At 61.4% G+C, this 23662-nt stretch carries 19 protein-coding genes; 15 read left to right on the plus strand and 4 right to left on the minus strand.

The features are described 5' to 3' along the window. Window positions 1-122 precede the first annotated feature (122 nt). The 14 genes from alg8 (at window position 123) to LAB08_RS25255 (ending at window position 17387) form a co-directional block, all read left to right on the plus strand. The gene (alg8, locus tag LAB08_RS25190; protein ID WP_096509181.1) at window positions 123-1604 is read left to right on the plus strand and encodes a mannuronan synthase; all 1482 of its coding nucleotides are present in this window, start codon (window positions 123-125) and stop codon (window positions 1602-1604) included. 35 nt (window positions 1605-1639) lie between these two features. Continuing rightward, on the plus strand, window positions 1640-2809 hold the full coding sequence (locus LAB08_RS25195) for an alginate biosynthesis protein Alg44 (RefSeq protein WP_096509180.1): 1170 nt from the start codon (window positions 1640-1642) through the stop codon (window positions 2807-2809). A gap of 9 nt (window positions 2810-2818) precedes the next feature. Beyond that, on the plus strand, window positions 2819-4327 hold the full coding sequence (algK, locus tag LAB08_RS25200) for an alginate biosynthesis TPR repeat lipoprotein AlgK (protein ID WP_301943428.1): 1509 nt from the start codon (window positions 2819-2821) through the stop codon (window positions 4325-4327). After that, window positions 4324-5808, plus strand: coding sequence for an alginate export family protein (locus LAB08_RS25205; RefSeq protein WP_096509179.1), 1485 nt, complete (start codon window positions 4324-4326; stop codon window positions 5806-5808). The genes algK and LAB08_RS25205 overlap by 4 nt, the downstream gene beginning before the upstream one ends. Window positions 5809-5834: 26 nt before the next feature. Beyond that, a complete protein-coding gene (gene algG / locus LAB08_RS25210) occupies window positions 5835-7424 on the plus strand; it encodes a mannuronan 5-epimerase AlgG (protein ID WP_096509178.1) in 1590 nt (529 codons plus the stop codon). 10 nt (window positions 7425-7434) lie between these two features. After that, a complete protein-coding gene (locus tag LAB08_RS25215) occupies window positions 7435-8880 on the plus strand; it encodes an alginate O-acetyltransferase (protein ID WP_096509177.1) in 1446 nt (481 codons plus the stop codon). Window positions 8881-8888: 8 nt separating this feature from the next. Continuing rightward, complete coding sequence (locus LAB08_RS25220; RefSeq protein WP_096509176.1) at window positions 8889-10004, plus strand: mannuronate-specific alginate lyase; 1116 nt, start codon at window positions 8889-8891, stop codon at window positions 10002-10004. Between the two features lie 222 nt (window positions 10005-10226). Continuing rightward, on the plus strand, window positions 10227-11792 hold the full coding sequence (locus tag LAB08_RS25225; protein ID WP_096509175.1) for an MBOAT family O-acyltransferase: 1566 nt from the start codon (window positions 10227-10229) through the stop codon (window positions 11790-11792). Window positions 11793-11803: 11 nt separating this feature from the next. Beyond that, entirely contained in the window at window positions 11804-12979 is a 1176-nt protein-coding gene (locus LAB08_RS25230; RefSeq protein ID WP_096509174.1) for an alginate O-acetyltransferase, read from the plus strand. 17 nt (window positions 12980-12996) lie between these two features. Continuing rightward, window positions 12997-13653, plus strand: a complete 657-nt coding sequence (locus LAB08_RS25235; RefSeq protein ID WP_096509173.1) for an alginate O-acetyltransferase AlgF — start codon at window positions 12997-12999, stop codon at window positions 13651-13653. 155 nt (window positions 13654-13808) lie between these two features. Continuing rightward, window positions 13809-15260: a mannose-1-phosphate guanylyltransferase/mannose-6-phosphate isomerase gene (locus tag LAB08_RS25240; RefSeq protein WP_096509172.1), complete on the plus strand. Its 1452-nt coding sequence runs from the start codon at window positions 13809-13811 to the stop codon at window positions 15258-15260. Between the two features lie 276 nt (window positions 15261-15536). Beyond that, a complete protein-coding gene (locus LAB08_RS25245) occupies window positions 15537-16001 on the plus strand; it encodes a multidrug transporter (protein WP_096509171.1) in 465 nt (154 codons plus the stop codon). Between the two features lie 47 nt (window positions 16002-16048). Next, complete coding sequence (locus LAB08_RS25250; protein ID WP_096509170.1) at window positions 16049-16873, plus strand: SDR family oxidoreductase; 825 nt, start codon at window positions 16049-16051, stop codon at window positions 16871-16873. A gap of 118 nt (window positions 16874-16991) precedes the next feature. Then, the gene (locus LAB08_RS25255) at window positions 16992-17387 is read left to right on the plus strand and encodes a DUF4440 domain-containing protein (protein WP_096509169.1); all 396 of its coding nucleotides are present in this window, start codon (window positions 16992-16994) and stop codon (window positions 17385-17387) included. Between the two features lie 122 nt (window positions 17388-17509). On the opposite strand, the gene LAB08_RS25260 is transcribed toward LAB08_RS25255, so the two are convergent. The 4 genes from LAB08_RS25260 to LAB08_RS25275 form a co-directional block, all read right to left on the minus strand. Then, window positions 17510-18373: an efflux RND transporter periplasmic adaptor subunit gene (locus LAB08_RS25260; protein WP_096509168.1), complete on the minus strand. Its 864-nt coding sequence runs from the start codon at window positions 18371-18373 to the stop codon at window positions 17510-17512. A 10-nt stretch (window positions 18374-18383) separates the two neighbouring features. Beyond that, window positions 18384-18584, minus strand: a complete 201-nt coding sequence (locus tag LAB08_RS25265) for a DUF1656 domain-containing protein (protein ID WP_047532914.1) — start codon at window positions 18582-18584, stop codon at window positions 18384-18386. After that, entirely contained in the window at window positions 18574-20769 is a 2196-nt protein-coding gene (locus LAB08_RS25270) for an FUSC family protein (protein ID WP_096509167.1), read from the minus strand. Before LAB08_RS25270 ends, LAB08_RS25265 begins: the two co-directional genes overlap by 11 nt. Before the next feature lie 139 nt (window positions 20770-20908). After that, entirely contained in the window at window positions 20909-22408 is a 1500-nt protein-coding gene (locus tag LAB08_RS25275) for an efflux transporter outer membrane subunit (protein ID WP_096509166.1), read from the minus strand. A 275-nt stretch (window positions 22409-22683) separates the two neighbouring features. Here LAB08_RS25275 and LAB08_RS25280 point away from each other — a divergent pair, with 275 nt between their 5' ends. Next, window positions 22684-23652 (plus strand): LysR family transcriptional regulator, encoded by a 969-nt coding sequence (locus tag LAB08_RS25280; RefSeq protein WP_096509165.1) that lies wholly within the window; start codon window positions 22684-22686, stop codon window positions 23650-23652. Window positions 23653-23662: the final 10 nt, after the last annotated feature.

A 23662-nucleotide genomic window follows, 5' to 3' on the forward strand; every position in this document is an offset into this window, starting at 1 on the left:
ACAGATCACCGCAACCCTGTAGGAGCTGGCTCGCCAGCGAAGGCGTACCTGAGATCGCCATCGCCGGCAAGCCGGCTCCTACAGGGGGCGCGAGACTTGCAACTGACTTTAGGATTCCGATTATGCACAGGCTAAAGCACGGCCTACTCCAGGCCGCCGGTTGGCTGTTTTTTCTAAGTTTATTGATGGGCATCGCCATTGCGCTGCCTGTGTCCACATTCGACTCCGAGTCGAAGGACTTCATTTTCCTGATCGGTATCGTCGGTATCTGGCGCTACTCGATGGGTGCCACGCATTTTCTGCGCGGCATGCTGTTTCTGTACGTGGTCTACCCGCACCTGCGGCGCAAAGTGCGCAAGCTGGGCAAAGCGGCGGACCCGTCCCACGTATTCCTGATGGTCACCAGTTTCCGTATCGACGCCCTGACCACCGCGCAGGTCTACAGCTCGGTGATTCGCGAAGCCATCGACTGCGAACTGCCGACCACCGTGGTCTGCTCCATCGTGGAAATGTCCGATGAGCTGCTGGTCAAAAGCCTGTGGAAGCGGATGAACCCGCCGGCACGGGTCAAGCTCGACTTCGTGCGCATTCCCGGCACCGGCAAGCGCGACGGCCTGGCTTATGGTTTCCGCGCCATCTCCCGCCACCTGCCGGATGACCGCGCGGTGGTGGCCGTGATCGATGGCGACACCGTGCTCGGCGAAGGCGTGGTGCGCAAGACCGTGCCGTGGTTCCAGCTGTTCGGCAATGTCGGTGGCCTGACCACCAACGAATTCTGCGAAGTGCGTGGCGGCTACATCATGAGCGAATGGCACAAGCTGCGTTTCGCCCAGCGTCACATCAACATGTGCTCGATGGCCCTGTCCAAGCGCGTGCTGACCATGACCGGGCGGATGTCGGTGTTCCGTGCCACTGTGGTCACCAACCCGGAATTCATCGCCGACGTGGAAAGCGACTCGTTGCAACACTGGCGCCTGGGCCGTTTCAAGTTCCTCACCGGCGACGACAAGTCCAGCTGGTTCAGCCTGATGCGCCTGGGCTACGACACCTTCTACGTGCCTGACGCTGCGATCAACACCGTCGAGCATCCGCCGGAAAAGAGCTTCATCAAGGCCAGTCGCAAGCTGATGTTCCGCTGGTACGGCAACAACCTGCGGCAGAACTCCCGCGCCCTGGGCCTGGGGATGAAACGTCTCGGTCTGTTCACCTCGGTGGTGCTGTTCGATCAGCGCGTGTCGATGTGGACCTCCCTGCTGGGCCTGACCGTGGCGCTGATCGCCAGCTTCAAGTACGGCACCGCGTTCATCCTGGTGTACCTGCTGTGGATCGGCATCACCCGCCTGATCCTGACCCTGTTGCTGTCTTGCTCCGGTCACCGGATCGGCCCGGCTTACCCGGCGATTCTCTATTACAACCAGATCGTCGGCGCACTGGTGAAGATCTACGTGTTCTTCCGCCTCGATCAACAGTCCTGGACTCGCCAACCCACTTCTCTGTCCCGTGACCTCGCCAGCTTTCAACGTTGGTTCAACACCTGGTCGTCTCGGACCATGACCTTCTCCGCCGGCAGCATTTTCGTCGCCGCGCTGCTGCTGATGGTCTGACCCACCTTTCTTGAATTAACCCGGAAATCGCCCTTATGAATACCGCCGTCAACGCCAACGTAGTCCATGAATCCGAAGCCCAGCGCCAACACGCCCGGGTCAAAATCCCGGCCAAGCTGCGTTTCTTCGGACCCGACCGTACACCGGTCGAAGCGCGAGTGATCGACCTGTCCGCGGGTGGCCTGGCGTTCAACGCCGGTCAGTTGCCGCTGAAAATGGGTGACGTGTACAAGGCCCGCCTGCAATTCGTCATCGACAACCTCGGCCTGGCCATGGATGTGGAACTGCAGGTGCGTTCCTACGATCGCGATACCGGCCGTACCGGCTGCCAGTTCCAGAACCTGGAACCACGAGATATCTCGACCCTGCGGCACCTGATCACCTCGCACCTGGCCGGCGACATCGTCAGCATCGGCGAAGTACTGGCGACCCTGCAGCGCGACAACTTCACCAAGGCGCGCAAGATGAAGGACGGCGGCCATGGCATGACCGCGTTCGGGCGCATGAAGGCCGTGACCTTCAGCCTGGGGGTTTTCGTCGTTGGCCTGGCCGCGTTCGGGTTCATTTTCAAGTCGGTGTACGGCATGTACTTCGTCAGCCATGCCCAGGCCGGTCTGGTCAGCGTGCCGGGCGTGAACATCACCATGCCCCGTGACGGCACTGTGCAAAGCCTGGTGAAAGCCGACGGCGTGGCCGCCAAGGGCGCACCGCTGGCGACGTTCAGCACCAGCATGCTCGACGTGCTCAAGGGCCACCTGCAAGACGACCAACTGACACCCGCCAAGGTTGAAGAACTGTTTGGCAAGCAAATGACCGGGACCCTGACGTCGCCGTGCGATTGCACCGTGGCCCAGCAAATGGTTTCCGATGGCCAGTACGCCAGCAAGGGCGACGTGATCTTCCAACTGGTGCCACGCAACACCGAAGCCAATGTCGAAGCACGCTTCTCCTACCGTCAGTTCGGCGACGTGCGGCCAGGCACCGCCGTGCGCTTCCAGATCGCCGGTGAAGACAAGACCCGCACCGGCAAGATCGTCAGCAGCACCAGCCTGAAAAGCGCCGACCTGTCGTCCGACATCCGCGTCCTGATCCAGCCGGATGAAGCCCTGGACAGCACCCTCGCCGGCCGTCCGGTGGAAGTGAACAGCGACCGCGGACCGAACCTGAACTGGCTGATCGACAAAGCCATGGCAGCTGGTCTGTAACCGGAGGACATGCCTGTGACCATTCCACCAATACTCAGAACACCACAGACCCTGTGGGAGCTGGCTTGCCAGCGATTGGGACACCTCAGTCTTTCTGAAACACCGAGTCGCCTGAATCGCTGGCAAGCCAGCTCCCACAGGGGTCATATGGTGTGCTCGCTGGCATTGGCGGTAAGCCTCGCCGGTTGCGCCGGCCTGCCCGACCAGCGTTTGGCCAACGAAGCGCTAAAGCGTGGCGACACCGCCACCGCCGCCGCGAACTATCAGCAGCTGGCGGACCTGGGCTACAGCGAGGCTCAAGTTGGCTTGGCCGACCTTCAGGTCGACAGCCGCGACCCGGCGCAAATGAAACAGGCCGAGGCGACTTATCGCGCGGCCGCCAGTGTTTCCCCGCGTGCCCAGGCGCGTCTCGGTCGTCTGCTGGTGGCCAAGCCCGGTGCCACAGAAGCCGAGCATCACGAGGCCGAAGGCCTGTTGAAAAAGGCTTCCGCCGCTGGCGAAGGCAACACCCTGATCCCATTGGCAATGCTGTACCTGCAATACCCGCACAGCTTCCCCAACGTCGATGCGCAGAAGCAGATCAGCCAATGGCGCGCCGAAGGCAAGCCGGAAGCGGGCCTGGCGCAAGTGCTGCTGTATCGCACCCAGGGCACCTACGACCAGCATCTGGATGACGTGGAAAAAATCTGCAAGGCCGCGATCAACACCACCGACATCTGCTACGTCGAACTGGCCACGGTCTATCAGAAAAAAGCCCAGCCAGAGCAACAGGCCGAGCTGATCAAGCAGATGCAGGCGGCGCACACTCGCGGCGCTGTATCCGCTCAACGGGTGGACAGCGTCGCCCGCGTGCTCGCCGATCCGGCCCTGGGCAAGACCGACGAAAAAACCGCGCAATCGCTGCTCGAACCGATCGCACCGGGCTACCCGGCGTCGTGGGTCACCCTCGCGCAATTGCTCTACGACTTCCCCGAACTGGGCGACGTCGATCAGATGATGAAGTACCTGGACAATGGCCGCGCCGCCGACCAGCCGCGCGCCGAACTGTTGCTGGGCAAGCTCTACTACGAAGGCAAAATGGTCCCGGCCGACGCCAAGGTCGCTGAAGAACATTTCCAGAAAGCCGTCGGCCGCGAAGTCGCCGCCGATTACTACCTCGGCCAGATCTATCGCCGTGGCTACCTGGGCAAGGTCTATCCGCAGAAGGCCCTCGACCACCTGCTGACCGCTGCGCGAAACGGCCAGAACAGCGCCGACTTCGCCATCGCCCAACTGTTTTCCCAAGGCAAAGGCACCAAGCCTGACCCGCTGAACGCCTACGTGTTCAGCCAGCTCGCCAAAGCCCAAAACACCCCGCAAGCCACCGAGCTTGCACAAACACTCGAAGCCCAACTGCCGCCTGCGCAGCTGGCCGAGGCCCAGCGTCTGTTGAAACAGGAACAGGCGACCCGTGGTGCGCTTAGCCAGAACACACCGCAACTGCAGGCCCTGCAAGAAGACGGCGAGGAATCCCTATGAAATTGAATCCATTCGTACAGGCTGGCATCGGCCTGACATTCGCGCTGATCTGGTCGTGCCCGACACTGGCCGCGATGACTGAAGAACCGAAGAACTTCGGCCTTGAAGTGAAAATCACCGGCCAGTCCGAAGACGACCGTGACCTCGGCACCCGCAGCGGCGGCGACGTCAATGGCGTCGGCCTCGACCTGCGCCCGTGGGTCTACGGCGAGAGTGGCGCGTGGAGTGCCTACGCCATGGGGCAGGCCGTGACGTCCACCGACATCATCGAGACCGACACCCTGCAACAGTCCGACGGTGCCGAGAACACCGACAACAGTGATCGCCAGACCAAGAAAAACTACCTGGCGATGCGTGAATTCTGGGTCGGTTACAGCGGCTTCACGCCCTACCCTGGCGAGATCCTGAAATTCGGTCGCCAGCGCCTGCGCAACGACGACGGCCAATGGCGCGACACCAACATCGAAGCCCTGAACTGGACCTTCGACACCACCCTGTTGCGCGCCAACGCCGGTGTTGCCGAACGCTTCAGCGAGTACCGCACCGACTTGAAAGAGCTGGCGCCAAAGGACAAGGATCGCCTGCACGCCTACGCCGATGCGGCGTATCAGTGGACACCGGGCAACTGGGTCGGCATTCGCGGTCATCACACCCATGACAACGGCAAGCTCGACTACCCGGAACCGGGCGTGCCGGCCGATTCGCTGGACAAGAAACAGAACGGCGACATCAGCTGGCTGGGCCTGACCGCCGACAGCGACGCCTACAACTGGCGCAACACCAACACGGTCAACTACTGGGGCAGCATCACCGGCATGCGCGGCGACACCGACACGGTCAACCCGCTGAACGCCGATGGCACGCCTCCGACCGAAGCCAAGCGCGGTGAAGACCTCAACGGCTGGGCCACCGATGTCGGCGTGCGCTTGCGCCTCGATCCGCAATGGCAAGTCGGTGCGGCCTACGCCCGTGCCAGCGCCGATTACGAACAGAACGGCCTGGAAAGCAACCGCTCGAACTTCACCGGCACCCGCTCGCGGGTTCACCGTTTCGGGGAAGCCTTCCGCGGCGAAATGAACAACCTGCAAACCGCGACGCTGTTCGGTTCGTGGATGCTCAACGACGAATACGATGCCAGCCTGATCTACCACAAGTTCTGGCGTGTAGACGGCAACAAGCCGGTCGGCAGCAACGGCATCAACGCCGTCGAGAACAACACCGACGACGTCACCGGCGCCGTGCTGTCCAGCACTTCGCTGCCGCTGAACGATGGTGAGAAAGACATGGGTCAGGAAATGGACCTGGTGGTCACCAAGTACTTCAAACAGGGCCTGTTGCCGGCGGCGTTGAGCCAGTCGATCGACGAGCCTTCGGCCCTGGTGCGGTTCCGTGGCGGCGTGTTCAAGCCCGGTGACGCCTATGGCAGTCAGGTCGATTCGTACATGCACCGCGCGTTCATCGACGTGATCTGGCGCTTCTGATGCACATTGCGAAGGGAGTCTCCCAGATGAATCATCAAGCCCGGAAAGGCTCGATCAGCCTGCTGGCCGGCGCTTTACTGCTGGCCAGTTGTGCTGGCTTCGCCCATGCAGTGCAGGCCAATGTGGAGCCGGCCGCGAAGCCGGTAACCATGGGCAAGGGGCTACAACAGGCCAAGACCTACACCGTCAGCAGCGCGCCAACCGAGCCTTTGGAACTGGCCACGCCGAAACTGCCGGACCTCTCGGGCTACACCGCCGAGGCTATCGCCGCGAAAATCGTGCGCAGCAAGGTCGGCAAAATCAGCGTGCGCCGGATGATGCAGGAAGACGCCCTGAAGGATTTCATCGGCGGCGACAACAAGATGGCCGAGTGGGTGGTGCGTCAGCACGGTATCCCCCAGGCGATCTTCGTCGACGATGGCTACATGAACCTCAAGGACCTGGCGAAGAAGCAACCCAAGTACGTCATCGAAACCGCACCGGGGGTTTACCTGGCAAAGTTGCCGATCGTAGTCGGCCGCCACGGCATCCTGGAAATCGACAAACAGACCCAGGAATTGCGCCTGTCCCAGGAGGCCGGCTCGTTCCTGGTCAACGACGGCCAGCTGTTTGTACGTGACACCAAAATCACTGGTTGGCGCGAGAAGGACAACGGCCCGGCAACGTTCAACTCGCCCAAGGAATTTCGTCCGTTCCTGCTGGCCTGGGGCGGCACCGAGACCTACATCGCCAACAGCAAGATCGCCAGTTTCGGCTACGCCAACAGTAAGTCCTACGGCGTGAGTATTTCCCAGTACACGCCGAACATGGCCAAGGTGCTCAAGCGTCCTGAACCGACCGGCTGGATCGTCGGCTCCGAGTTCTCGGACATGTGGTACGGCTTCTACTGCTACGAAACCCGCGACTTCGTGGTCAAGGGCAACACTTACAAAGACAACATCGTCTACGGCATTGACCCCCACGACCGTTCCCACCGTTTGATCATTGCCGACAACACGGTGTTTGGTACGAAGAAGAAGCACGGGATCATTATCTCCCGTGAGGTCAACGACAGCTTCATCTTCAACAACCGCAGCTACGACAACCACCTCTCGGGGCTGGTGATCGACCGTAACAGCGTGAACAACCTGATTGCCCACAACGAGATCTACCAGAACCACACTGACGGCATCACCCTCTACGAGAGTGCCGACAACCTGCTGTGGGGCAACAAGGTGCTCAGCAACCGCCGCCACGGTATCCGCATTCGTAACAGCGTGAACATTCGCCTCTACGAAAACGTCGCCATGGCCAACGGCCTGACCGGTGTCTACGGGCACATCAAGGACCTCACCAACACCGACCGCGACATCAAGCTCGACCCGTTCGACGCCCAAGTGTCGCTGATCGTGGTCGGCGGCGAACTGGCGGCCAACGGCAGCGGGCCGCTGTCCATCGACTCGCCGCTGAGTGTCGAGCTGTATCGCGTGTCCATGCTCGCGCCGACCAAATCCAGCGGCATCAGCTTCACCGGCATCCTTGGCGATCGTCAGGATGAAATTCTCGACCTGCTGGTACGCCAGCAGAAAGCCGTGCTGATCGACCCTGTCGAACGCCAGACCGAAATGCAGGACTGAGGATAATTTTATGCACCCACACTTGATCAAATTACTCAGCCTGTCGGCCCTGACCGCCGGCATTCTCGCCGCCAGCACTGGCGCCAGAGCCGACGAAGCACAAGCGCCGAAGTTCTCTGCCGAGCCCTGCTGCAGCCTGTGCCCTGCCGCCCACGACGCGAAGAATTACACCACCCGTTATCAGCAGAACTTCACCACGCTGGTGCAGGCCCAGGGCGACTGGCTGTTCCGTACGCAAGAAGACTTGCGCACCGAATTCGACACCACGCCCGCCGGCTACAAACGCATGAAACAGCTGCACGATGCATTCAAGAGCAAAGGCGTGGAGTTGGTCGTCGTGTACCAGCCGACCCGTGGCCTGGTGAACCGCAACAAGCTCAACCCGGCCGAGAAAGCCAGCTTCGATTTCGACAAGGCACTGAAGAACTACAAGACCATGCTTGGCCGTTTCGCGGCCATGGGTTACGTGGTGCCGGACCTGTCGCCGCTGACCAACGAATCGCTGCCCGACACCCTGCCCGCCCATGACTTCTACTTCCGCGGCGACCAGCACTGGACCCCGTATGGTGCCCAGCGCACAGCGAAAATCGTCGCCGAAAAGGTCAAGCAGATCCCGGCCTTCGCCGACATTCCCAAGCGTGAATTCGAGACCCATAAGTCGGGTCGCATGGGCAAGACCGGAACATTGCACAACATGGCCGGTCAACTCTGTGGCACCAGCTACGCGATCCAGTACATGGATCAATTCACCACCGAACCGAAAGGCGAAGCGGGTGATGGCGATCTGTTCGGCGATTCCGGCAACCCGGAGATCACCCTGGTCGGCACCAGCCACAGTGGCAAGAACTACAACTTCGCCGGTTTCCTCGAAGAGGCCATCGGCGCCGACATTCTCAACGTGGCGTTCCCCGGTGGCGGCCTGGAAGGTTCGATGCTGCAGTACCTTGGCAGCGACGAGTTCCAGAAGCATCCGCCGAAGATTCTCATCTGGGAATTCTCGCCGCTCTATCGCCTCGACCAGGAAACCATCTACCGCCAGATGATGGCGCTGTTGGACAACGGTTGCGAAGGCAAGGAAGCACAGATGTCCGGCAGCACGACGTTGAAGCCGGGCAAAAACGAACTGATGGTCAACAGCAAAAACCTGAACCTGCAAAACAGCAGTCACCAGGTCGACATCCGCTTCGCCGACACATCGGTGAAAACCCTGCAAGCCACCCTCTGGTACATGAACGGGCGCCACGAGGACATCAAGATCGACAAACCGGAAACCTCCGAGACTGACGGGCGTTTCGCCTTCGAGTTGCGCACGGACGAAGACTGGGCCTCGCAGAACCTGCTGGCCGTCGAAGTCCAGGGCCCTGAAGCGGGTGCCGCGCCACAGAAGGTCGAAGCGAAAATCTGCAAACGCAACGTATTCCCGGGCGAGCAGCGTACTGCTTCGGTCGGGCAATGAGGACTGCCATGCGAACTCCGACACTTGCGACATTGACGCTGTTGAGCCTGGCGATGTTCGCCGGCGCGACCCAGGCCGCCGCGCCACTGCGCCCGCCTCAGGGTTACTTCGCGCCCATCGAAAAAGTCAAAACCGGCGACAAGAGCGAAGGCTGCGATGCGATGCCGACGCCGTACACCGGTTCACTGCAATTTCGCAGCAAGTACGAAGGCTCGGACAAGGCCCGTGCAACCCTGAACGTGCAATCGGAAAAAGCCTTCCGTGACAGCACCGCCGACATCACCAAAATCGAGCGCGGCACCAGCAAGCGGGTGATGCAGTTCATGCGCGATGGGCGTCCGGAGCAACTGGAATGCACGCTCAACTGGTTGACGACCTGGGCTCGGGCGGACGCACTGATGTCCAGGGACTTCAACCACACCGGCAAATCCATGCGCAAATGGGCATTGGGCAGCATGGCGTCGTCGTACATTCGCCTGAAGTTCTCCGACTCCCATCCGCTGGCCAACCACCAGCAGGAGTCGCAGTTGATCGAAGCCTGGTTCAGCAAAATGGCCGATCAGGTGGTCAGCGACTGGGACAACCTGCCACTGGAACAAACCAACAACCACTCGTACTGGGCTGCCTGGTCGGTGATGGCAACGTCCGTCGCCACCAACCGCCGCGACCTGTTCGACTGGGCGGTGAAGGAATACAAGGTCGGCGCCAATCAGGTCGACGCCCAGGGCTTTTTGCCCAACGAACTCAAGCGCCAGCAACGCGCCCTCGCCTACCACAACTACGCCCTGCCGCCGCTGGCGATGATCGCCAGTTTCGCCCAGGTCAACGGTGTGGACTTGCGCCAGGAAAACAACGGCGCCCTGAAACGCCTGGGTGATCGCGTGCTCGCCGGGGTGAAAGACCCGGATCAGTTCGAGCAGAAGAACGGCAAGGAACAGGACATGACCGACTTGAAGATCGACTCGAAATTCGCCTGGCTCGAACCGTTCTGCACGCTCTACACCTGCGCGCCGGATGTGCTGCAGAAGAAACATTCCATGCAGCCGTTCAAGTCCTTCCGGCTCGGGGGTGACCTGACCAGGGTCTACGACCCGGCCAATGAAAAGGGCAATAAGGGGAGTTAGTAGATTTCCCTGTGGAATGAAGATCCTGTGGGAGCGGGCTTGCCCGCGATAGCGGTAGTTCAGTCGACATCAATGTTGAATGTCAGATTGCAATCGCGGGCAAGCCTGCTCCCACAGGGTTAATTGTCAGTTATGAGATTTGAGTTATTGCCCCCGATTTTTCATGGGGGGTTTGGGGGGGCCGTTGGCCCTTGAATGTTGGTTAAACAAGGAGAGATCGGGATGGTTTTTTCGTCCAACGTATTCCTGTTTTTGTTCTTGCCGATCTTTCTCGGCTTGTACTACCTGAGCGGGCAACGCTATCGCAATTTGCTGCTGCTGATCGCCAGCTACGTGTTCTACGCCTGGTGGCGTGTGGACTTCCTGGCGCTGTTCGCCGCCGTCACGTTGTGGAACTACTGGATCGGCCTGAAAGTCGGCGCGGCCGGGGTCAAGACCAAACCGGCGCAGCGCTGGCTGCTGCTCGGCGTGGCCGTCGACCTGTGCATCCTCGGCTACTTCAAGTACGCCAACTTCGGCGTCGAGAGCATCAACGCCATGATGACCTCGGTGGGTCTTTCGCCGTTCATCCTGACCCACGTGCTGTTGCCGATCGGGATCTCGTTCTACATCTTCGAGTCCATCAGCTACATCATCGACGTCTACCGGGGTGATACCCCGGCAACCCGCAACCTGATCGACTTCGCGGCGTTCGTGGCGATCTTCCCGCACCTGATCGCCGGCCCCGTGTTGCGTTTCCGCGACCTGGCCGATCAGTTCAACAACCGCACCCACACCCTCGACAAATTCTCCGAGGGCTGCACGCGGTTCATGCAGGGTTTCATCAAGAAAGTCTTCATCGCCGACACCCTCGCGGTGGTGGCCGACCATTGCTTCGCCCTGCAAAACCCGACCACGGGCGATGCCTGGCTCGGTGCCCTGGCGTACACCGCGCAGCTGTATTTCGACTTCTCCGGCTACAGCGACATGGCCATCGGCCTGGGCTTGATGATGGGTTTCCGCTTCATGGAAAACTTCAAGCAGCCGTATGTCAGCCAGTCGATCACCGAGTTCTGGCGGCGCTGGCACATCAGCCTGTCGACCTGGTTGCGTGACTACCTGTACATCACCCTGGGCGGTAACCGCAAAGGCACGTTGATGACCTATCGCAACCTGTTCCTGACCATGCTGCTCGGTGGTCTGTGGCACGGCGCGAACATCACCTACATCGTCTGGGGTGCGTGGCACGGCATGTGGCTGGCGATTGAAAAAGCCATCGGCCTGAACACCACACCGCGCAGTTTCAACCCGATCCGCTGGGTACTGACCTTCCTGCTGGTGGTGATGGGCTGGGTGATCTTCCGTGCCGAGAACCTGCACGTCGCCGGGCGCATGTACGGCGCGATGTTCAGCTTCGGCGACTGGTCGTTGTCGGAACTCAACCAGGCCAGCCTCACCGGCCTGCAAGTGGCGACCTTGATCGTGGCTTACGTGACTTTGGCGTTCTTCGGCCTGCGCGATTTCTATACCAACCAGCCGCCAGTCAAGTCCAAGCCTGAAGTGAATGTCGACGCCGACGGCCCGGCCGCCGCGACGGCCGGCACGATCAAAGCCGTGCCTGGGGATAACCCGGCGAACATCCATCAGCCTGGCTACACCGTCGGCGTCGAAGCCCAGGTGCAACCGGCCTACTGGACCGCTGACTGGTCGCGCTACGTGATGCGCGCGCTGGTGCTGCTGCTGTTCATCGCCTCGATTCTCAAACTCTCGGCGCAAAGCTTCTCGCCGTTCCTTTACTTCCAGTTCTGAGGGATCCGGCCATGACCCGCTCATTACGCATCTTCTACATCGCCCTGTTTCTGGTGACCCTGCTGGCCCTGGGCCTGTGGTCGGTTCGCAGCTTCCTGGGCTTCAGCACCAACGCCGATGCAACGGTGCTCAACGGTCGCTGGACCAAAGCCGTGGAAACGCACTACGACGACGAGTTCCCGATCAAGCGCCTGGGCACCAACCTCTGGGCAGCACTGGATTTCAAACTGTTCAACGAAGGTCGTCCGGGCGTGGTGCTCGGTCGCGACCAGTGGCTGTACAGCGATGAAGAATTCCACCCGGTGGTCAACGAAGAGCTGAACCTGCAAGGCAACTATGCGCTGGTCGAAGGCGTGCGCCAGACCCTGAAGGACAAAGGCGTGCAACTGGTGATGGCGGTGGTGCCGGCCAAGGTGCGCCTGTACCCGGAACACCTCGGTGAGGTGAAACCAGCCAGCATCCACGCCAACCTCTACAAGGACTTCCACCAGCGCCTGGCCGCCGACCGGATTCCCGCGCCGGACCTGCTGGGCCCGTTGCAAGCCGCGAAAAACGACGGCAAGCAGGTGTTCCTGCGCACCGACACCCACTGGACCCCGGAAGGCGCCGAGATCGCCGCCAACCGCCTGGCCAAGACCATTGCCGAGAAATACCCACTGAGTGGTGAACCGCAAACCTTCGTCACTACACCTGCGGAAAAGATCACCCACAAAGGCGACCTGCGTCTGTTCCTGCCACTGGACCCGTTGTTCGAAAACCTGATGCCGGCCCAAGAGCCTTTGCAAAAGCGCAACACCGTGGCCGCCGGCGATCAGCCTGCCGGTGACGACGCCCTGTTCGCCAATACCGAAGTGCCCGTCGCGCTGATCGGTACCAGCTACAGCGCCAACCCCAACTGGAACTTTGTGGGCGCACTGAAACAAGCCCTGCGCAGCGACGTGGTCAATTACGCCGAAGACGGCCATGGCCCGATCCTGCCGATGCTCAGCTACCTCAAAAGTGACGCTTTCAAGAACAGCCCGCCGCAGGTGCTGATCTGGGAGTTTCCTGAACGATATCTGCCTGTGAACAACGAAATCGGCGACGCCGACCCGCAGTGGGTCGCAGAGCTTAAACAAGCCGGCGCGCGCCAACAAAACGTAGCCATTAACGCTAAATCCGAGACGCCCGACCGGGCGCAAAACTGAAAGAGAGAGGTACTACCATGACTTTCACGACTACTCCTCGTCGTCTCGCCAAGACCTTTGCACTGGCCGCGACCTTCAGCGTCCTGTCCATGAACGCTTTCGCCGGTGGCGACGCCGCGCTCTACGGTCCGACCGCCCCGAAAGGCTCGACCTTCGTGCGCATCTACAACGCCGGCAATTCCGAAGTCAGCGCCACCGTCGGCAGCACCAACCTGAGTGACGTCGCGCCGCTGTCGAGCAGTGACTTCAGTTTCATGCCAGGCGGTGACTACAGCGCCAAGGTCGGCAGTCAGACGCTGCCGGTGAAACTGGCCGGTGACCACTATTACACCCTGGTCAACAACGCCAGCGGCGCGCCGCAACTGATCGAAGAGCCGCCGTTCAAGAACAAACAGAAATCCCTGGTCCGTGTGCAGAACCTCAGCGACAAGGCACTGACCCTGAAAACCGCCGATGGCAAGACGGACGTGGTGCCGAACGTGGCGGCCAAGGGCCGTGGCGAACGTGAAATCAACCCGGTGAAAGTCAGCCTGGCGCTGTACGACGGTGCAACCAAAGTCGGCGACGTGAAACCGGTCGCCCTGGAACGCGGTGAAGCCGCCGTGCTGTACGTCACCGGCAGTGGCAGCAGCCTGTCGCCGGTCTGGGTGAAACGCCCGGTGTCGACACGCTAACCCTATTCCCCAATTGACGCAGTCTCCTTGGTGGGAGCGAGCCTGCTCGCGAATACGGTCTGACATTCAACATCAATGTCGACTGATACACCGCTTTCGCGAGCAGGCTCGCTCCCACAGGGGCTCTAACCAAACGATTTTCAAGGAGTAACACCATGATTCCAGTCATCCTCTCCGGTGGTAGCGGCTCACGTCTTTGGCCGCTTTCCCGTAAGCAGTTCCCTAAACAGTTCCTGGCCCTGACCGGCGAACACACCCTGTTCCAGCAAACCCTGGAGCGCCTGGTGTTCGAAGGCATGGACACGCCGATCGTGGTCTGCAACAAGGACCACCGTTTCATCGTCAACGAGCAACTGGCCGCCCGCAAACTGGAAACCCAGCGCATCCTGATGGAACCGTTCGGTCGCAACACTGCGCCGGCCGTGGCCCTGACCGCGATGATGCTGGTCAATGAAGGTCGTGACGAACTGATGCTGGTACTGCCGGCCGACCACGTACTGGAAGACCAGAAAGCCCTGCAACGCGCCCTGGCACTGGCCACCGTCGCCGCCGAAAACGGCGAAATGGTGCTGTTCGGCGTACCGGCCACCAAACCGGAAACCGGTTATGGCTACATCAAGTCGACCAACGATTCACTGCTGCCCGAAGGCGTCAGCCGTGTCTCGCACTTCGTCGAAAAACCCGACGTGAAACGCGCCACCGAGTTCGTCCAGTCCGGCGGCTACTTCTGGAACAGCGGCATGTTCCTGTTCCGCGCCAGCCGCTTCCTCGAAGAACTGAAAAAGCACGACCCGGACATCTACGACACCTGCCTGCTGACCCTGGAACGCAGCCAGCAAGACGCTGACACCGTCAGCATCGACGAAGCGACTTTCGCCTGCTGCCCGGACAACTCCATCGACTACTCGGTAATGGAAAAAACCCGGCGCGCTTGCGTGGTACCGCTGACCGCCGGCTGGAGCGATGTCGGTTGCTGGTCGTCGCTGTGGGAAGTGAATGAAAAAGACGCCAACGGCAACGTCACCAAGGGCGACGTAGTAGTCCAGGACAGCCGCAATTGCATGATCCACGGCAACGGCAAACTGGTGTCGGTGATCGGCCTGGAAAACATCGTCGTCGTCGAAACCAAGGACGCCATGATGATTGCGCACAAGGACAAGGTCCAGGGCGTGAAGCAGATGGTCAACACCCTCAACGAACAGGGCCGCAGCGAAACCCAGAACCACTGCGAAGTCTATCGTCCGTGGGGCTCCTACGACTCGGTGGACATGGGCGGGCGCTTCCAGGTCAAGCACATCTCGGTCAAGCCGGGCGCGTGCCTGTCGCTGCAAATGCACCACCACCGCGCCGAGCACTGGATCGTCGTCAGCGGCACTGCTGAAGTGACCTGCGACGAGAACGTGTTCCTGTTGACCGAAAACCAGTCGACCTACATCCCGATTGCCTCGGTTCACCGTCTGCGCAACCCGGGCAAGATCCCGCTGGAGATCATCGAAGTGCAATCGGGCAGCTACCTGGGTGAAGACGATATCGAGCGGTTTGAGGATATCTACGGGCGCACCACGCCGATCGAGCGCGGCGTGTCGGTGAAGACCATCGCGCAGTAAGCCTCTGTAGACCTTGAGCCCCTGACCGGCCTGCTGCGTTCCCTATCCGCAGCGGGTTGGACGGGGGCTTTTTTTGATCTGAATTTTTTGTTGCCCGGGCTGGCCCTTTCGCGAGCAGGCTCGCTCCCACAGGTGATCTGTGGCGTTCACAAAACCAATGTGGGAGCGAGCCTGCTCGCGAAGGGGCCATTAAATCCAGCACAAAAATCACGCCCATCGCCAACCTCCCCTGCCCTTAGGTACGATGGCCCTCTCCATCCCCGAGGTTTGCGCGTCATGTTCATCGGTGTCCTGCTGGTCATCACCTGGGTGATCCTGTTGTTGCGCTACCCAGCCAAGGCCCTGCCCGTTTCCCTGGCGGCCGCCGTCGGCCTGGGCATCGTCGCCACCTGGGTCATCTGGATGGACCACCGCGAACTCAAGCAACTGCAGCGCCTGGAGTTGCGCATCAGCTACGCGCCGCAACACTGCCCCGCCGACCGACCGCTGAAATTGACCCTGAACAACGGCAACGACGTGCCGATGACCGAGTTGCGCTGGCGGGTGGCCGCTTACGCACCAGGCGATACGGTCAACCTCGCCGACAATCAATACTCCGCGCCTCGCTACCGTGGCCCCGGTGAATTGCAGGCCGGCGGCAACTGGGAAGACTGTTTGCCGCTACCGCCACTGCGCCCCGGCTACCGTCCGGAAACCCTGGAGTTTCGCGCAGAGCGTTTACAGGGTAGCTTTTCTGACTGAGCTTTCTCCCACGAGCTTTCCCCCACTGATTGCACAAGGAACGCGCCATGCCCGTTGCGTTGATTACCGGATGTTCCAGCGGCATAGGCCGCGCGCTCGCCGATGCGTTCAAACACGCCGGATACGAAGTCTGGGCCAGTGCACGCAGGGCTGAAGACGTGGCCATGCTGAGCGCTGGCGGATTCACCGCCGTACAACTGGACGTCAATGACGGCCAGGCACTGGAACAGTTGAGCGAACGGATCAACCGACAGCATGGCGGCCTCGACGTACTGATCAATAACGCCGGTTTCGGCGCCATGGGGCCTTTGCTCGATGGCGGTGTGCAGGCGATGCAGCGCCAGTTCGAAACCAATGTCTTCGCCATCGTTGGCGTGACCCGCGCAATGTTTCCGGTGTTGCGCCGGGCCAAAGGGATCGTGGTGAACATTGGCAGCGTTTCAGGGGTGCTGGTCACGCCGTTCGCGGGTGCCTACTGCGCGTCCAAAGCCGCCGTGCATGCCTTGAGCGATGCCTTGCGCATGGAACTGGCGCCCTTCGGTGTCAGGGTCATGGAAGTTCAACCCGGTGCCATTGCCTCCAGTTTCGCCAAAAACGCCGGCCACGAAGCCGAACAACTGATCAGCGAACAATCGCCATGGTTTCCGCTGCGCGATGGCATACGCGCACGGGCCAAGGCCTCCCAGGACAACCCGACCCCGGCCAGTGAGTTCGCCGCCGGGTTGCTCAAGGCCGTACAGCAGAACAAGCCGCCGAGGCTGGTGCGGCTGGGGAATGGCAGTCGGGCGTTGCCGTTGATGGCGGGACTATTGCCAAAAGGCTTATTGGAGTCCGCGTTGATGAAGCGGTTCGGATTGCGCGGGCAGCTCTAGGACCGAGTCGCGGCCTTCGCGAGCAGGCTCGCTCACACAATGGAAATGCGTTCCCCTGTGGGAGCGAGCCTGCTCGCGAAGGGGCCAGAACAGACACCAATGAATCTCAGGAAACAACATGTCCGACTTCACCGAATACTTTGACGAAGTGATCCAGGCCCACGTCGCCATCGAAAAATGGCTGGCCGAGGAGCAAGACCCGCGCGAACTCGAACGCCTGCTGACCCGATTTTCGCCGCAGTTTTCCATGGTCTCGCCCTTGGGCCGGGTGCTGGATTTTGACGCGCTGAACCAGCTGTTCATGCTGGCGGGCGGCAAGAAGCTAGGGTTTCGCATCAAGCTCAGTGAGTTGCATGGCCTTGCGCTGCACAACGGCGGCGCGACGGTCAGTTATCGCGAACAGCAAACCGATGCCACCGGGCTGCACTCCGATCGCCGCTCGACCGTGGTGTTCGAGAAGGTGGATGGCAGAATTCTCTGGCGGCATTTGCACGAGACTTTTTGCAGCGCGTGAACGGTCACTGTATGTCTGGCAGACCGAGGCGCGGCATTCGCGAGCAGGCTCGCTCCCACAGGGGAATGCATTCCAATTGTGGGAGCGAGCCTGCTCGCGAAGAATGCGACTCGGTCTATCGGTTATGCACCATCGCCCCGCTTGACCACCACCGTACAAGTAATCCCCGCCGCCAACAGCACCCCCTCCGGCACTTCATCGATATGAATGCGCACCGGCACCCGCTGCGCCAGGCGCACCCAGTTGAAGGTCGGGTTCACGTCGGCAATCAGCTCGCGACTTTCCGGGTTGTCGCGGTCGTAGATCCCGCGCGAAATGCTTTCCACATGCCCCTTGAGCACTTCACCGCTCATCAGTTGCATATCCGCCTTATCACCCACGCGCACGTGGGGCAGTTTGGTTTCTTCGAAGAAGCCGTAGACCCAGAAAGAGTTCATGTCGACCACGGCCATTTTCGCTTCGCCGATGCGCGCATAGTCGCCGCGATGGACGTTGAGGTTGGTCACGTAACCGTCCACCGCCGCCCGGACTTCGGTGCGCTTGAGGTTGAGTTCGGCGGCTTCGAGTTGCGCCTGGGCCTGCTGATAATCGGCCAGGGCCGAGTCGGCGATGTTGCTGGCGTCGTCACGGTTTTCCTTGGAGATCACCAGGTTGTCCAGGTCGGCGCGGCGATGGGCGTTGACCTTGCGCATCTCCCACGTGGCCTTGCGCGAAGCCACCAGCGATTGCGCCTGCTTGACCGCGAGTCGGTAGTGCTCGGGGTCGATCTGCATCAGCAGATCACCTTTTTTGACAAGCTGGTTGTCACGCACCGGCACGCTCACCACTTCGCCGGTGACGTCGGCGGCGACGTTGATGATGTCGGCACGCACCCGGCCGTCACGGGTCCACGGCGTCTCCATGTAATGCACCCAGAGGGTGCGGCCGATCCATATCGCCAGGGCCAATACCAGCAGGGTGGCGAGCAGGCTGAAGAGCTTTTTCATCAAGGCATTCTCAACGGTAGACAGTCAGCGCCAACGCGCCGAACAGACAGGTAAACAGACTCAGGCGCAGCAGCGCCGGGTGCCAGAAGAAGCGGTACAGGTCGAACCCGGAGAGAAACCGGTCAAGCGCCCAGGCCAGCGCCGCGGCGATCAAAAACATCAGGGTCATGGTGGGCATGTACACGCCGTGGAAGGCGATTTCACGGGGCATGATCAAGTCCTTGGGGCTTGGCGGCGTGGGTGTAGCTGGACAGTGGCGATTGCGGGTCCAGCAGCGAAGTGCGGATGAAGTGCAGGTAGCTTTTCACCCGGCGCAACGCCGAGGTGTCGAAGTGCGGGGCGAAGGGTTCGTCAGTGGCCTGGACCCGGCTGATGGCGTGGTCGACCGCGATCAATGCACGTTCCAGATTGCTCTGGCCCGGTTGCAGGAACAGCCGCACCAGCGAGCGCCCCATCACGCGGATCGACTGGCGCCACGGCTGGGATTCGGCATAGGCCGGGTGCACCGGTAGGATCGCCTGCTCTTTACGTAACTCGATGATTGCGTGACCGACCTCCAGCACCACGAACATCCAGCGCAACAGATTGCGCTGCACCTGCGGCTGCCCTGCCGCGAACCCGTAGGCCTGATGCACCAGGTCGCGGGTACGGCTTTCGAAACTCGACGCCAGGCCCTTGAGTTTGCCGCTGATGGCGTACACCACCTGGCCGCGCAGGTCCTGCTCCAGCCGTCGCCATAACCAGCGACTGTTGGGCGGCAGAATGATTGCCCCCGCCGCCGCGCACACCAGCATGCCGAGCACCATGGCGATGTAGTCGTTGATGAAGGTGTAGGGGTTATAGATCGTCAGGTTGTCCGGCACCGAACCGGTGCTGAAGAAGATCAACAAGCCCAACCCGACCCCGGCGTATTGCGGCCGCGAAGCCAGGAACGAGCCGAGCACGATCACCGGCGCGAGCATCACGCACAGCAAGGGAAAGCCATCGATCCACGGAAAGATGAAAAACATCTCGACGAAACCGATCAGTGCCCCCAGGAACGTGCCGCAGGCCATCTGGAACGACATGCGCTTGGGATTCGGCGTCGCGGCGGACAGGCCCACGGTGGCGGCGGCAATCAGGGTCATGGTCGCCCCGCTCGGCCATGCCGTGGCCACCCAATAGCTGCCCAATACGATGAGAATGAACGACGCACGAATCCCGGACGCCGCGGCGGCCATCCAGTTGGTTTGCGGCGTGAAGGGTTCGTCCCAACGCTCTCGCTCATGGCTGTGATCCGCCAGGGACGCGTGAGTCTGTGCATAACTGTGCAAGTCATCGACAAAGCGATAGAGCAATTCGTAGGCGGTGTGGAAATCCAGTTGTTCGGCGTCGCCCGGATCGCTCTCCTGGAAGATCGCCCGCAGGCTGCGCACCCGGGCCGGCAAACCTGCCTTGTAGGCCGTCAGGGCCGTGACCAGTCGCGCTGCATCGGCGCTGGTCAGGGCGCGACCGCTGTAGCCGTCGAGCAACTCGGCCAGGTCCTGCAAGCCCGGCTTGATTGCCGCCTCGACGTGATCGGCACCGTTGCTGCGCAAGCGCTCGAGCAATTGATGCAAGGCGTTGAAGCGGGTGGTGATGCCCATGAACTCGCTGTTCAGGCGGCTGAGCCGGCCGTTGCGCCGACGCATGTGCGGGTCTTCGAATACGGTGACACTGCGCAAGCCCTCCAGGCCCACCGCCTCGGCGATGAAGCGCACGTTGCTGGCTTCGAAAGCCTCGCGTCGGCTGCGCCCGCGCAAGCCGTCGGTGACGAACAGGGCGAACACCCCGAAGCGCTGGTACAAGGCGTTGCGCATGGCGGCACTGGCCGATTGCGGCAGGATCGCGGCGCTGATCAGGGTCGAGCAGAGAATCCCCAGGGAGATTTCCAGCACCCGCCAGACCGCCGCCATAAACGCGCCATCTGGATGGGCCAGAGCAGGCAGGCCGACCATTGCCGCGGTGTACCCTGCGAGCACGAAGCCGTAGGCGCGGAAGTTGCGGCAGCGGGTGGCACCGGCCGTGCAGATCCCGACCCAGATCGCCAGCGAGCCGAGAAACAGTTCGGTGTTCTGCGCAAACAGGGCGATCAACGCGACCATCACAGACGAGCCGGCCAACGTGCCGAGGAACCGATAGACGCTTTTGGCGAACACATGGCCGCTTTGCGGCTGCATGACGATGAACACCGTGATCATCGCCGTGCGCGGTTGCGGCAATTCCAGGCGCATGGCCAGCCACAGCGTGAGGAAGGCGGCGATCAGCACCTTGAAAATATAGACCCAGGTCACGCCATCGCTGCGTGCCCAGTCGAACAAACCCCGGCGCCATTCGAGGGAATACAGCCAGCGCAAAGGTGCGGGCAAGGGGGTCATGGAATCCTGCTCATTGAATTTAAGGCCAGACTCAGGACCTGTGGGAGCGAGCCTGCTCGCGAAAGCGGTGTGTCAGGCGACATCATCATTGACTGACTGGGCCTTTTCGCGAGCAGGCTCGCTCCCACAGGTATCGTGTTCAACGCAGAAGGACCGGGGTTTTCGGCGCGGCGGTCCGGCTGTCTTTCGGCACGTCGTTACCCGCACCCAGCCCACCGCCGAGTGCCGTCACCAGCTCAGCGTGGGCGCTCAGGCGCGCGGCCTGGACCTGTTGCTGGACCTGCTGCTGCTTGAACAGCAGGGTCTGGGCATTGAGCACGTTGAGGTAATCGGTAAGCCCGCGCTGGTAGGCGATCATGGCGATGTCGTAGGTTTTCTGCGCGGTGGCCACCGACTCGGCGGCGAACGTTTGCTGCTTGTCCATGGACTCGCGACGGATCAGTTGATCGGAAATGTTTTTCAGCGCATTGACCAGCGTCTGGTTGTACCTGGCCACAGCGATGTCATAACCGGCCGAGGCCTCACCCAGCTCTGCGCGCAAGCGACCGCCGTCGAAAATCGGCAAGGAAATCGCAGGTCCCACGCTGTAGTTGAGTTTCTTGCCGGTCAAAAACTCCAAAGCCCCGCCGCCGGTGGCCATGTAGCCCAGGCTGCCGACCAGGTCGACGTTGGGGTAGAAACCGGCATGCGCCACATCGATGCCCCGGGCCTGCGCTGCGACTTGCCAGCGACTGGCGACCACGTCCGGACGCTGCCCGAGCAATTGCGCCGGCAACGACGACGGCAGTTTCAGCGCCGCGCCCAGCGACAGCGTCGGCCGTTGCAATTGCGCGCCCTCTCCCGGGCCCTTACCGGCCAACGCGGCCAGTTGATTGCGGCTCAGGGCGATTTCTTCGTCCAGCGCATCGATCTGCCGATGGGTTTCCGGCAGCGGGGTCTCGGCCTGACTGACTTCGAAATGGGTGCCGATGCCGCCGTTCAGGCGCTTCTGTGCCAGTTCAAGAATCTGCTGTTGTTGCTTGAGGGTCGCCAGGGCGATGTCCCGTTGTGCGTAATGCAACGAGAGTTCGATGTAGACGCGCACGATGTTGTTCTGCAACTCGAGCTGGGCCTGGCGCGCCTCGGCGACGGTCATGTGGGCCATGTCCACGGCGCGTTCGGTGTTGTTGCTTTCGCGGCCCCAGAGATCGAGGGCGTAACTGAAGCCCAGCGCAGCGTTGTTGTCCCAAGTGGTACTGTTGGCCAACTCGCCTGGCCCGTAGAACTGATCGGTGGGCCAGTTGTGACGCTTGAGGGTGGACTCGCCATTGATCTGCAACGACTCGGCCGCTTCGGCAATACCGGCCATGGATTTGGCCTGACGCACCCGCGCGGCGGCCATGGCCATGGTCGGGCTGCCTTGCACGGCAAGGTCGATCCAGCGGTTCAGTTGCGGGTCGCCATAGGCCTGCCACCATTGCGCGGTGGGCCAGTGAGCATCCTGAGCGGCGCTCTGGATTGCTTCGTCGGTGACCAGTGAATTGGCCTCCAGTGCCTTGCCCTGCGGGGCAATACCTCCGGTTCCGATGCAGCCGCTGATTGCCAGGGTTAAAGCCAGAATACTGAGCGGCGAAAGCGCTCTGCTGATGCGACGCGGCACTGCTGAAAATTCCTGAGGAAAATGAGGCTGGAGCCTGTGGGAGCAAAGCTTGCTCGCGATGGCATCGCCGTGGTGGATCTGACGGACCTGGGTGAACCCATCGCGAGCAAGCTTTGCTCCTACAGGGATCGGCACAATTCTAGGGGTGGGCTTTGAAAGCGATAAGCTGGGATTCCTGTGAATCTTTGTTACCGTTAACGAGATAATCCTTAAGTCTGGGGTCTCAGACTCTGAAACTTCGTGTCACAATTTGCCATCGAACCCGAGAGCACCCCATGGACACATTGCAAAACATGCGCGCCTTCAGTTACGTGGCCGAGGCCGGCAGCTTCACCGCCGCCGCCGTGCAACTGGACACCACCACCGCCAACGTCTCGCGCGCGGTCTCCAACCTGGAAGCCCACCTGCAAACCCGTCTGCTCAACCGAACAACCCGGCGCATCGCCCTGACCGAAGCCGGCAAGCGATATTTGCTGCGCTGCGAGCAAATCCTGGCCTACGTCGAAGAAGCCGAGGCCGAAGCCAGCGACGCCCACGCACGCCCCGCCGGGCAACTGAAAGTGCACACCATGACCGGCATCGGCCAGCATTTCGTGATCGATGCCATCGCCCGCTACCGCAAGACCCACCCGGACGTGACCTTCGACCTGACCATGGCCAACCGCGTGCCGGACCTGCTGGACGAGGGCTACGACGTGTCCATCGTGCTCGCCCGCGAACTCCCGGACTCGGGCTTCGTCTCCCAGCGGCTGGGCATCACCTACAGCATCGTTTGCGCCTCCCCGGCCTACGTCAAAGCCAATGGCTGCGCGCAAAAACCCAGTGACCTGCTCAACCACGCCTGCCTGCGCCTGGTCAGCCCGGTCATCCCCCTGGAAAAATGGGCCTTCGACGGCCCCGATGGCCAGGAAATGGTCATCATCAACAGCTCACCGTTCCTGGTGAACTCCGCCGACGCCATGAAAAGCGCGATCACCAGCGGCATGGGGGTCGGCGTCCTGCCGCTGTATGCCGCGATCGACGGTCTGCGCAATGGAACACTGGTACGGGTCATGCCCAAATACCGCTCGCAAGAGCTGAACCTGTACGCCATCTACCCGTCGCGTCAGTACCTGGACGCGAAGATCAAGACCTGGGTGGAGTATCTGCGCGGATCGTTGCCAGAGTTGCTGGCGGCCCATCAGGCGGAATTGGCGGCGTATGAGTTGAGCGGAAGCCTGGCCGGGGCGCGGGTCGCAAACTGATCGTCTGAGC

It is taken from the genome of Pseudomonas izuensis, from assembly GCF_002356535.2.
GTDB classification, from domain to species: Bacteria; Pseudomonadota; Gammaproteobacteria; order Pseudomonadales; family Pseudomonadaceae; genus Aquipseudomonas; species Aquipseudomonas izuensis.

Excerpts from the sequence above, each read along its gene's own strand:
- LAB08_RS25250 (WP_096509170.1), top strand. The coding sequence starts at position 16,049 with ATGCCCGTTGCGTTGATTACCGGATGTTCCAGCGGCATAGGCCGCGCG.
- algK (WP_301943428.1), top strand. The coding sequence starts at position 2,819 with ATGCCTGTGACCATTCCACCAATACTCAGAACACCACAGACCCTGTGG.
- LAB08_RS25225 (WP_096509175.1), top strand. The coding sequence starts at position 10,227 with ATGGTTTTTTCGTCCAACGTATTCCTGTTTTTGTTCTTGCCGATCTTT.
- LAB08_RS25220 (WP_096509176.1), top strand. The coding sequence starts at position 8,889 with ATGCGAACTCCGACACTTGCGACATTGACGCTGTTGAGCCTGGCGATG.
- LAB08_RS25240 (WP_096509172.1), top strand. The coding sequence starts at position 13,809 with ATGATTCCAGTCATCCTCTCCGGTGGTAGCGGCTCACGTCTTTGGCCG.
- LAB08_RS25280 (WP_096509165.1), top strand. The coding sequence starts at position 22,684 with ATGGACACATTGCAAAACATGCGCGCCTTCAGTTACGTGGCCGAGGCC.
- LAB08_RS25245 (WP_096509171.1), top strand. The coding sequence starts at position 15,537 with ATGTTCATCGGTGTCCTGCTGGTCATCACCTGGGTGATCCTGTTGTTG.
- alg8 (WP_096509181.1), top strand. The coding sequence starts at position 123 with ATGCACAGGCTAAAGCACGGCCTACTCCAGGCCGCCGGTTGGCTGTTT.
- LAB08_RS25265 (WP_047532914.1), bottom strand. The coding sequence starts at position 18,584 with ATGCCCCGTGAAATCGCCTTCCACGGCGTGTACATGCCCACCATGACC.
- LAB08_RS25270 (WP_096509167.1), bottom strand. The coding sequence starts at position 20,769 with ATGACCCCCTTGCCCGCACCTTTGCGCTGGCTGTATTCCCTCGAATGG.
- algG (WP_096509178.1), top strand. The coding sequence starts at position 5,835 with ATGAATCATCAAGCCCGGAAAGGCTCGATCAGCCTGCTGGCCGGCGCT.
- LAB08_RS25230 (WP_096509174.1), top strand. The coding sequence starts at position 11,804 with ATGACCCGCTCATTACGCATCTTCTACATCGCCCTGTTTCTGGTGACC.
- LAB08_RS25205 (WP_096509179.1), top strand. The coding sequence starts at position 4,324 with ATGAAATTGAATCCATTCGTACAGGCTGGCATCGGCCTGACATTCGCG.
- LAB08_RS25255 (WP_096509169.1), top strand. The coding sequence starts at position 16,992 with ATGTCCGACTTCACCGAATACTTTGACGAAGTGATCCAGGCCCACGTC.
- LAB08_RS25260 (WP_096509168.1), bottom strand. The coding sequence starts at position 18,373 with ATGAAAAAGCTCTTCAGCCTGCTCGCCACCCTGCTGGTATTGGCCCTG.
- LAB08_RS25195 (WP_096509180.1), top strand. The coding sequence starts at position 1,640 with ATGAATACCGCCGTCAACGCCAACGTAGTCCATGAATCCGAAGCCCAG.
- LAB08_RS25235 (WP_096509173.1), top strand. The coding sequence starts at position 12,997 with ATGACTTTCACGACTACTCCTCGTCGTCTCGCCAAGACCTTTGCACTG.
- LAB08_RS25215 (WP_096509177.1), top strand. The coding sequence starts at position 7,435 with ATGCACCCACACTTGATCAAATTACTCAGCCTGTCGGCCCTGACCGCC.